Origin of the sequence: Chamaesiphon sp. OTE_75_metabat_556, from assembly GCF_031378165.1 — a bacterium.
GTDB lineage: Bacteria > Cyanobacteriota > Cyanobacteriia > Cyanobacteriales > Chamaesiphonaceae > Chamaesiphon.
Genome location: NZ_JANNDR010000413.1, coordinates 23,298 through 33,317, shown reverse-complemented (window position 1 = coordinate 33,317; position 10,020 = coordinate 23,298). Strand labels below are relative to the sequence as shown.

The window sequence follows — 10,020 nt, the reverse complement described above, 5'->3', positions numbered from 1 at the left end:
CTGGTGGCGGGCCTGGTCAGCTTTGTCCTGATCGTTGCTATCGGTTTGGCAGAAACAACAACAGCAGCAAGCAATGCTCTCAGCTTGCTTGGCTCTAGACGAACAAACATCGGCAGAGGATGAAGAATGGCAACAAGCCGCAATTACCGATTGGGAAGTATCTGGTTAGTCAACTTCGATCCTTCGATCGGTACCGAAATTCGTAAGACTCGCCCCGCAATGATTATTTCTGGGACACTGTTTAACCAGCGACGTAAAGTAACTGTGTTACCAATTACCTCTAGTTCTCCAGATAGTAGGCTGTTGCCTGTAGTTGTCGCGCTCGAACCAGATGGAATTAATGGTTTGACTACTGATAGCTTTATTATTTGTATCGATCCGATGACTTTTGATAAGCAACGATTGGTGAAGCAGTTGGGAATGTCGAATGCTGACCAAATCCGTCAAGTACAGACGATTTTACGCTCTTATCTAGAACTAGATATTAAAAATAGCGATCTTGAGGATTCATTGGATCTTTTCAACTAGTATTTGAAGTATTAAGTGTAAGGTGGATATCGCCCACCAACTAAGTTTCAGGTATTACCTATTGAATAAATATTCGACTAAGCTACACAACCGGAGTTTTTTTTGCATTTAGCATAGGTTTATAATCGCAGATTGCTGCATTCTCAGCACGATTTAACAACCATTGTGGAACTTCAGTCCAGTCAATATAAGCATTCACACCACACACAGCAATAATTTCACCAAGCTTATGATGTCCATTATTCCAGCGATGATGGATATTTTTTGATTGACCAATATATATTGTTATGCCATTAGCATCAATCACTCGATAAATCCCGCTAATATGTGGCAAATATTGGAGCTGACGAATTTCAATCATTATTACAACTGTTCAATATGAATATCTGAGAATTGTGACTCTAGATTGATTATTTGCCAGTCAAAATCAAGTTGACATTCATTTAATCTTGCCATTCTACCAACCTTAAATAATGATGCTTTGAGCATTTGCTCAGAGTCATCTAGATCGGCCAAAGACAAGTCTAGTCCTTGTATCTGCAAATATTTAACTTGATCGAGGATTGCCAGCCATTGTTCTTTATATCGCAGATCTTTTCCATTTGTCAGATCGGGACGTTCTTTTTTGAGTCTTTTTGTATCCGCTATACAAGTTAACTTGAAAATTTCTTTTTTTACATCTGATATCTTCATGATGCTTTTGTATATCCAAGATTCTTATGTCTAATTGCAAGCTTAATCAGTTTTAATATCTCAGATTTTTCCAAATTTAAAAGTGTAGAGCCTACTTCTATCGATTTATTCACTGAACGAGTACTATAAATACGATTAACCATGTCGATGGTTTCCTGCGAAACATCTTGTTTTGTTAACACTGATTTGACAAGTTCGCGCTGAACTCGATAGGTATCATTCCATTCCCTTAGAGTAGACTGGCTATTTTCTAGTTTATTAATTTCCTTAATTTTTTCTGACCAGAGATCGAGTTTATTTGATAAAGCGATAGCAGTAGCTACTCCAGCTTTTTGTAACAATGTTTTTAGGATACGACCTTTTTTCTGGCTATCTTGTATAACTTTCACATGTTCGTCGCGATATTTTTCTATTACTTTTTCTGCCGCACCTACAGCAGCTTTTTTTTCCTCCCTACCAGTAACACGGCCTTGCTGGGTACGAATTGTATCCAATACTTCGTCATAATTAGTCATATTATGACGGTAGTGATTGAATATTTGTCTGCCACTAGCCTCTTCAAAATCAATTACTTGTCCAGCCGCATCTTTAATCTGATAAAGTTGAGTTGTATCTGTTAGTTTAACTCGATCTTTAATATCGTTAAAACTCTTGTCGTTATCCAATGACCTGTCCTCGAATAATATTTATGTTAATCTCACTATATATACAGTGCCTGTGGTAATCGAACAGGTTGAATTAGGTGATATTTATAATTAACTACAATCAATAATTGTAAGACGGATTTATCAAATGTAAGTGATGTAGATCTCTACGTCTCTGTGTAGTTTCTCAAGCACTAGGACTGTAAAGGATGTCGATTTAAGAATCCCCAAGATGGAGACAGTTGAATTATTCACCTACTTGCGATAACTGCTGCACGAATTTATCATGCTCCGCCGCTGCCAAACCTGACTGCAATACTGCCAAAACCCGCACCATATTTCCGGCTAGTAAATCTTCTACCGCCAGCCACAAACCTGGAAACACGCGACTGCGAATCGTCCCATCCGGATCTACAGGCAAAGAGATATATTCCCCTTCTTCCAAGTAAAACCAATCCACCTTTCGATCGAATACTTGCCAGACGATATATTCAGGGATGCCATTGCGACGGTAAGCGCGTTTCTTGTCACCGAGATCGATCGCGGCACTACTAGCCGCAATTTCTACAAGCAGTTCTGGTGTCCCTTCGATGTAGTCATCCTCACTCACCCGCGATCGACCACCAGATTGTGATTCGATTAACAATACAGCATCGGGTTGAGGTTCGTTATCTAAATCTAGCCGCACCGTCGGCGCGTCCCCAAGTGCAACTCCTGGAGTCGCAACCGTGTAATTTCCCAACCATGTCATTAAACTAGCATGGGGTTCGCCGTGACTCCTGAAGCTTAGTGCGGCAGCCATGTAGACAACTCCTTCTATTAATTCGGCTCGTTTGAGATGTGGCATGGCATTGTAACGACGCTCGAATTCGTAACGAGTGAGCCTGTCGCCATTTTCTAGCGGTGGGATCGATCGAGGCTGAGAGGGAGTTTTAACCATTGCAGTTGCCGGGTTAAGAGTTTGCAAAGCGTATCTCAATTATACGAGTGAGAGTCGAGGAGTCACTAGTTGGTAATTTTTAATGCTGACAAATGCTCGATCGTTACATCTGACATGGCGATCGATTGACTGAATCGACCCCAGGAGATCCCGATACAGCCTGCGGCACCGCCTTGACTTGCCATCGACATATCCCAGGTGCTATCGCCAACCATCAGGGTTTGTGCGGGATTTATGCCCAATTCCTGACAGGCAAATTGAAATAAGCGCGGATCGGGTTTGGCAAACTGGAGATCGGAACCTAGCAGCACCTGAAAATGCGGCTGTAGCTTGTGATAATTGGCGAATTTGACGACCTGGCTGGTAGTGGCAGCAGAGACGATACCGAGCTTGAGTCCTGCCCCTGAGAGAGTGGATAGTGATTCAGCACAACCAGGAAACATCGCTGCTGGTGTGGATTCCATTACTCGATCGACTTCATCGAATGCACCTTTGACAATTTCCAAAGCCGCACTCCAACCTCGCCCTGTTTCGGCGATATATGCGGCAGCGGCAATTTCATTTTCATACCGACTACCCACCGCTTGCAATCCCGCTGGATCTAGCCCCCGCTCGGTGACACCAAAGGACATCAGTAGTGGTTCTCCCACCCCTGGAATCTGGGCATCGATCAGTCGCGCGCGTTTTTGGGCGAGGTTGCGGAGATAGTCGCCTGAGTCTTCCAGTGTGCCGTCTTTATCAAAAATAATGGCTTGAATATCGGTGAATTTGTGGCCGAGACAGTCGATCGAGATCATGGTGTGCTGGTGAGGAGGATAAATACACTGATGCTAATTCTCTCATCCTAATCGTTGGCGGAGCCTCTCTGTGCAGGCAGACGCTTTTGCTGAGGCAAAGGCTTCGCCAACGCGAACGGAACGAGAATCGATTCACGCTACTAAGCTAAATCTACATTTGCCACATCAGAGCGAAGACAGTAAATGATAAATAATATTGCGATCGAGCCAGTATGGAGATCGCGACAGTGCAGAATCGAGAATATAACAAAACTTTTAACGACCGACGGTCAGCCATCGATAAGTTAAATCGCCCAATTTCCGAGGCGTTAAAAATCCTCTCACCACCAGCTAATTTAATAATTTTCAGGATGCTAAATAAATGATTCAAAATATTTTAATTGCTGTTGCTGGCTTGGGAAAATGCGAACAAATGCTCAAGATGCTGATGGAAATCCCCATCATTAAAGGAGCAAATGTGACGATCCTGCATGTAGTAGCTCCCCAAGTAACTGCCGAACTAATGGCTGAAAAGCTGACCAATGGCGGTAAAATCTTAGCTGACGCGATCGAGTATCTCAAGCTCGATCCGGCTAAAGTCAATGTCCGATTAAAACAAGGCGATCCCAAAGACACAGTCTGCCAAGTTGCTGAAGAGGAAAAATCCGATCTGATTATTATGGGTTCGCGGGGACTAAATCGATTGGAATCGATCCTATCTAATTCTGTCAGTCAGTATGTTTTTCAACTGACTTCACAGCCGATGTTATTGGTTAAAGATGATGTTGATATCAAGCGGATTTCTAAAATTATGCTGGGATATAATAACTCTAGTTCGGCACAGTCATCGCTGAAATTAGCCCTCTCATTCTTACGCGATATCAAAGGTAGTCAATTACTCTTGATCCAAGTCAAGGCCGATCGAAAATCTGCCGATGCCCCTGTGAATTCAGAACAAGATCCGGTATTTGCGCCAGCGATCGCCGAAGCCAAAAGACAAGGAGTCGCCTATAAATGTATCGTTGGAGTTGGCGATCCTGGTAAGGAGATCTGCAAAGCGGCTGAGGAATTCAATGCCGATCTAATCGTCCTGGGTTCACCAGAACGTCGGCCATCGATCGCCAAAAACTTACCAGATCTAGAGCGGTTACTCGGTAATTCGCTATCTGACTATGTGCGGGTCAAAGCTCCTTGTCCGGTACTTTTGAATCGATCGACTGTTTGATAGGCTAATAATAAAGTAGGGGTAATTCATGAATTACCCCTACTTTATTATTAGCCTATTATATCTATCTAAAATAACTTATCTTGACGATCGCGATACTCCACAGCAAATTCAGGAAATGAAAGCAATATCCCCAAAACTTTTGTCGTTTGGATAGTTTTAAACTAAATTGAATCAGTCGCCACGCGATCGCAAATAAAGGCATGGAAACGAATGTAATTTCCAAGAAGCGCACGATACTCACATCATGATATCCACCAGCTTCAATCATGATTAGTTGGATAAAAGCTGCGATATAAACACATAGGTGAATGCTAATCTGAAAGAATGAAATCGATCTAAATAATTTACCAGCCGCTAATTTTTGGATCAGATCTTCGTTCATATATTCACAAAATACCCTGTCGATCTGGATCGAATGCTGAAACTACAATCATCTTAGTTGATGACGATCGATCTAACTAAACTTGGTGAGGAGTCGATCGAGGACAGACAACCAACTTTGGCGATCGTTCGGGGATCTCGATCGGGGGCGATCGACAAAAAAATACCGTTCCTGCTAAAATTGACTACTAAATACTCAATCAATCGACCGTGCAAATCCGTTTGATGTGGGAAGATCCAGCTACAGGAGAACGCAAAGAACCCCTGTTAACCATCCCCATTGCCTTGGGGCGGGAGTTTGCGCGGCTGCCAGATCTCCTCGACGGACAGCGCGTTTGTCGGATCGTGTTGAATAGTTTGGAGGTGTCTCGCTATCATGCCTCGATCGAGATCCAGCAAGATCGCCTGACGATCGTCGATCGCGGTAGTAGTAATGGGGTCATCGTTAATGGGCACAAGCAAACCCAAACTCAGGTTCAGCCTGGGGATATTATCCAACTCGGCAACTATCAGATCTCGATCGCCCTACCGGAGAATCCCCAGCCCGTCGCCACGCCAGCCCATCAATCTCAAATTAGATTCAATCCCGTCACCAATCGGCCAGATCCGCGCATTACCCCACCGCCGGTAGTTCCCGTTAATAATTGTCTACCGCCGATCTTCAGCCAATCGCAGATCGATCCTCAAGAAATTCATGCTACGGGATTGCCAGTCGAAGAAGTCGAATATGCCACCATTGGCGGCGGCTTGGGGAGTTTTATGTGGGTGGACTTACTCAGAATTAGTGGGGTGAGTAGCGATCGCATTCGGGGGTTGGGGATGGAGCAGCACCCCTACGGCCGCTATCAACAACTCTGTCTCAACGCTCAGATCGTCCCCCACGAACGCCTCAGATCGCCCGCTGATGCTTGTCCCGATAACATTTGGGGTTTTCCCAATTATGCAACTGTAGAAGCGGTCAGAGACATTGCTAAGGGGAAATTGCGATCGGGGATGAGCCATCTCTGGCAAGTCTTTGCCGAGCCGACGCTGGCTAGCACCTATACGCCCAAAGCTGGCAATGTGATTACGGCGATCGATCGCGAAGCTGCACGCATCAGTTGGAAGAAAATCATGCGCACGGCTAGCGTCCAAGCCATTCGCAAGACTACCGATGGTCGCTATGCGATCGTCTATACCTGTCAGCAACCGACAGATTATGCTTGTACGATCGCGCGATACGTTCACATTGCTACTGGTTATCCCGCCTTACAATTTCTACCAGATCTCCAAGCCTACCGCGATCGCACTCAGGATTTCAAAACCGTCGTCAATGCCTACGAACCCCACGAGCATATCTACGAATCGCTAGCGACATCCGGTGGGACGGTATTATTACGCGGGACTGGTACCGTCGCCGCTCGCATCCTCCAGAAACTCTACACCCTCCGCCGCAACAACGATCGAGTCGAAATTCGCGTCATTCAGTTACTCCGCTCCGCCAAAACCGATGGCAATAAATATGGTTTAGCCGAGCGCAAAGTCGAACACAACTATGAATTCCAGCCCTTCAATTGGCCAAAATCAGCCTGGGGCGGACAATATAAAGCAATTCTCGAATCTGCCACACCCGAACAACGCCAGCACCTACTCGCCGATTGGGGTGGCGTGACGACGATGAATCGCCGCGATTGGCGCAAAATCATTACAGGCGGCATCCACAAAGGCTGGTATCAGATCTTCTATGGAGAAGTACAGCAGGTTGTCCCCCGCGCCAGTCATAGCGGCACGATTACCACCGTTCGCGAGTCGGGTGTCAAGGGCGACATCCAATTAGAATCCGATTTCATCATCGATGCCACTGCTGTAGATGCCCCAGTTACGGCCAGCCCTTTACTTCAGGATCTGATCCAGCAATACAATCTACCAGTCAATCATCTGAGTCGGCTGACGGTGACGGCAGATTTTGAATTGACCGAAATGGCCAATCAGGTGGGGAAAGTCTATGCTTCTGGCGCAATTACTTTAGGCAATTATTACGCTCCTGTGGATAGTTTTTTGGGATTGCAATACGCTGCTTTTAATATCATTCAAGATCTGTTAGCGCGCAAGTCGATCGAGCTAAAACCGCTATTATTATCCCGCTCTTTAAATCAATGGTGGAAGTGGGTAAATAATCGATCTCCAGATTGAATCAATTCAGCTCGATCTCATACAAATAATCCGGTAACTTGCCCCAACCACCTTCTTCCATCCGCATTCCACATTGCTGACAATGATGGCTAGCAGACCAAATCAACTGCCCATAATATCGTTCAGCTCTGCTGTACCGTAGATAATCGCCAAATCCAAATTCAACGTCACCTCTACAATCCGAGCATCTATAAATATAGACGCCCATAAAATGATTTGTTTCTTACACTTTTTGATATAAAAACAAGTATTTTTTATATATTTAGTAAGCTTAATTGCTTTGGCAATAATGATTCATCAAACACTTTAAAATTACTGCCTCTTTCGATTTCTAGCTCGATGCTATTTAATAAAGCGATAGTACTTCGCCCAACCGCATGAGCTAAATTCACTGGAACAGCATTACCAATCTGTTTATACTGACTACTTATAGACCCTGAAAACTGCCATGCATCTGGGAAAGTTTGTATCCTACTATATTCTCTAACAGTTAATGGTCTTGTTTCTTCAGGATGACATCTTTCTGTTTGCTTTTGTGCGGGAGCACAAGTAAGCGTTAAACTTGGCTCTTCCCATGAGAGCCGACGAGCCATCCCTGTCTTACCACCGCCTAAAAAATAACTACCTTGCATATATTCTCGTTGAAGATCGTCTGGTAAATCTCGCCAGTAACCGCCTGGAGGTACAAAAGACAATATTTCTTTCTTCCTATTGGGATAAGACTGTCCGGCAGATTGCGGTACATCAGTATCATACAATTCACCAATTTTCAAAGCATCTTTTAAAACTAGTATTTTATGATATTTAGATGGCCATGCAAATTTTGCAAATTTCAATAGGTCATTTCTAATCCCAATCAAAAATAAACGTTCTCTTTTTTGAGGGACTCGATAAAATATTGCTTTTAAAACTTGTGGCTCGATGAGTGTATATCCAAGATCGGAAATGATTGATTTTATTGTAGATAATGTTTTGCCATCATCATGACTCAATAGCCCACGCACATTTTCACCAATGAATACCTTGGGTTGAACTTCTTTAATTGCTCTCGCAAATTCAAAAAACAACGTACCTCTAATATCTTCAAACCCTAATTTCTCACCTGCGTAGGAAAAAGCCTGACAGGGAAACCCACCAGCAAGAAGATCGATACCAGCAAACTTAGAAAAATCTACTTTTCGGATATCATCTTGAATCACATTCCATTCTGGTCGATTAATTCGGAGCGTATTACAAGCATCCTTATCAAATTCATTTAGTGCTATTGCCTGAAAACCGGCTTTCTCAAGACCTAATGCAAGACCGCCACACCCTGCAAAAAGTTCGATCGACGAGAAATTTCTGAGAGGCTTTACATTTAATTCTCGATTCCAATTACCATCGAGCATATTCCTTACTTCTTCAAATTGAGTAAGCTGAGATATTCTATATTCTTTTTTGTTAGTAATTGGATTTTGAATCGAGACTATTTTTCCATTTTTCTCCCATTTTGACAAAGTGGATTTTGACACAGAAACTATGTCTGCCAACAATTCTGCGGAAATCGTGCCTGTGCTAGATAATGAAATCATCAAACCCCTCGTATTTTTGAAAGGAAAGCAAATAAATACTTTTCAATAGATTAGGATCGATATCTTCTAATTCACTAAACACAGAATTCGATTCCGCTACTAAATTATTGTCTTCGACAATATCTTGAATTATAGTCGGTAGCTTCTCACACAATTTTTTAAATGCAAATCTATCCGCAGTCACTAAGTGATAAAATTTGTCTACGGAAATGCGACGTATTCTTTCATTCGATACAGATTGACCGTCCAAACTTATTTTCCATATGGTGTTTTGGCTTCTTTTTGAAATTACCTCTACTAGCATACATGTTGCATCTGGAGTAGATAGCAGAGTATTCTGCATTCTCATGTAAGTTTTCTGAGCAGAAGATGAATTCATTGTATTGTGTTTGTTTTTCATCTCAACAAAATACATGAGTTCAGTATTTACTATGTCATATCCCTGTATTGGCACTTCCCATCCATTGCCCAGATATCTAAATATATTCTGATGGAAATAGCCAATGTGATTTGTATTAGATTTGTCTATCTGCCTTAGTACCTCGCTTTCTATGACAAAAGCAATATCTTTTTGATAGACCTTTGAGTCAAATGTTAATTTGATTGAGTCTAGCAGATTTTTGTTGAAATCATCCAAGTTAATATCGAATCTATACTTATCAACTGTTTTCTTAACATGATTATAGATGTCTTCATCACTGATAAATCCAAGATTATAATTTCTCATTCAAAACATATAAATTCAGAACTAATTCCTTGAGCATCGGAATACAAGATAAGTTCATACATGAGCGCGAATGTTTCTCCAGTTTACATAACTAGATTTAGGTGTGACTTGATTTTGCTGCACTCGTTCTAGCAATCCTGGTATTGCCAAAAGCTCTTGAGTTGCAGCTTCACTTTCTGCATTTACTAAGTAAGCTGCAAAATCAGCCAGCACATGCAATCTTTCTGGTGATAATCGATCGATCGATTCACAAAGCTGTCGTTGTAACTCAACAACAGCTAAATCCACACCATCTATTGGCGAACTATTTGCAGTATTCATATTAGTCAAACACTTTACTTTGGCTAAGAATATTTGAGA

13 protein-coding genes are annotated in these 10,020 nt (G+C 42.7%); 4 read left to right on the top strand and 9 right to left on the bottom strand.

Annotation, left to right across the window (positions count from 1 at the left end; all coding sequences use genetic code 11):
* Positions 1-34: 34 nt before the first annotated feature.
* Together RMO27_RS16715 and RMO27_RS16710 are read left to right on the top strand one after the other, a co-directional pair.
* Positions 35-169, top strand: a complete 135-nt coding sequence (locus RMO27_RS16715) for a hypothetical protein (protein ID WP_309734550.1) — start codon at positions 35-37, stop codon at positions 167-169.
* Entirely contained in the window at positions 127-528 is a 402-nt protein-coding gene (locus RMO27_RS16710) for a type II toxin-antitoxin system PemK/MazF family toxin (protein ID WP_309734548.1), read from the top strand. The genes RMO27_RS16715 and RMO27_RS16710 overlap by 43 nt, the downstream gene beginning before the upstream one ends.
* 82 nt (positions 529-610) lie before the next feature.
* Here the strand turns inward: RMO27_RS16710 and RMO27_RS16705 are convergent, their stop codons facing one another.
* From RMO27_RS16705 to RMO27_RS16685, 5 genes are all read right to left on the bottom strand, one after another.
* Positions 611-889: a hypothetical protein gene (locus RMO27_RS16705; RefSeq protein ID WP_309734546.1), complete on the bottom strand. Its 279-nt coding sequence runs from the start codon at positions 887-889 to the stop codon at positions 611-613.
* Positions 890-891: 2 nt separating this feature from the next.
* Positions 892-1,221 carry a hypothetical protein gene (locus RMO27_RS16700; RefSeq protein WP_309734544.1) on the bottom strand — a complete coding sequence of 110 codons (330 nt, stop codon included), beginning with the start codon at positions 1,219-1,221 and terminating at the stop codon, positions 892-894.
* Positions 1,218-1,886 carry a hypothetical protein gene (locus RMO27_RS16695; RefSeq protein WP_309734543.1) on the bottom strand — a complete coding sequence of 223 codons (669 nt, stop codon included), beginning with the start codon at positions 1,884-1,886 and terminating at the stop codon, positions 1,218-1,220. Before RMO27_RS16695 ends, RMO27_RS16700 begins: the two co-directional genes overlap by 4 nt.
* 226 nt (positions 1,887-2,112) lie before the next feature.
* On the bottom strand, positions 2,113-2,805 hold the full coding sequence (locus RMO27_RS16690) for a Uma2 family endonuclease (protein ID WP_309734542.1): 693 nt from the start codon (positions 2,803-2,805) through the stop codon (positions 2,113-2,115).
* A gap of 65 nt (positions 2,806-2,870) precedes the next feature.
* The gene (locus RMO27_RS16685; protein WP_309734541.1) at positions 2,871-3,602 is read right to left on the bottom strand and encodes an HAD family hydrolase; all 732 of its coding nucleotides are present in this window, start codon (positions 3,600-3,602) and stop codon (positions 2,871-2,873) included.
* A 361-nt stretch (positions 3,603-3,963) separates the two neighbouring features.
* Here RMO27_RS16685 and RMO27_RS16680 point away from each other — a divergent pair, with 361 nt between their 5' ends.
* Positions 3,964-4,806 carry a universal stress protein gene (locus tag RMO27_RS16680; RefSeq protein ID WP_309734539.1) on the top strand — a complete coding sequence of 281 codons (843 nt, stop codon included), beginning with the start codon at positions 3,964-3,966 and terminating at the stop codon, positions 4,804-4,806.
* A gap of 64 nt (positions 4,807-4,870) precedes the next feature.
* Here the strand turns inward: RMO27_RS16680 and RMO27_RS16675 are convergent, their stop codons facing one another.
* Positions 4,871-5,191, bottom strand: a complete 321-nt coding sequence (locus RMO27_RS16675; protein ID WP_309734537.1) for a hypothetical protein — start codon at positions 5,189-5,191, stop codon at positions 4,871-4,873.
* A 209-nt stretch (positions 5,192-5,400) separates the two neighbouring features.
* On the opposite strand from RMO27_RS16675, the gene RMO27_RS16670 reads away from it, so the two are divergent.
* Complete coding sequence (locus RMO27_RS16670; RefSeq protein WP_309734535.1) at positions 5,401-7,362, top strand: FHA domain-containing protein; 1,962 nt, start codon at positions 5,401-5,403, stop codon at positions 7,360-7,362.
* A gap of 254 nt (positions 7,363-7,616) precedes the next feature.
* Here the strand turns inward: RMO27_RS16670 and dcm are convergent, their stop codons facing one another.
* Genes dcm through RMO27_RS16655 form a run of 3 tightly spaced genes read right to left on the bottom strand, consistent with a single transcriptional unit; the run spans position 7,617 to position 9,981 of the window.
* Positions 7,617-8,933: a DNA (cytosine-5-)-methyltransferase gene (gene dcm / locus RMO27_RS16665; protein ID WP_309734533.1), complete on the bottom strand. Its 1,317-nt coding sequence runs from the start codon at positions 8,931-8,933 to the stop codon at positions 7,617-7,619.
* On the bottom strand, positions 8,917-9,660 hold the full coding sequence (locus RMO27_RS16660) for an Eco47II family restriction endonuclease (RefSeq protein ID WP_309734531.1): 744 nt from the start codon (positions 9,658-9,660) through the stop codon (positions 8,917-8,919). The genes dcm and RMO27_RS16660 overlap by 17 nt, the downstream gene beginning before the upstream one ends.
* A gap of 54 nt (positions 9,661-9,714) precedes the next feature.
* On the bottom strand, positions 9,715-9,981 hold the full coding sequence (locus RMO27_RS16655; RefSeq protein ID WP_309734528.1) for a hypothetical protein: 267 nt from the start codon (positions 9,979-9,981) through the stop codon (positions 9,715-9,717).
* Between the last annotated feature and the right edge of the window lie 39 nt (positions 9,982-10,020).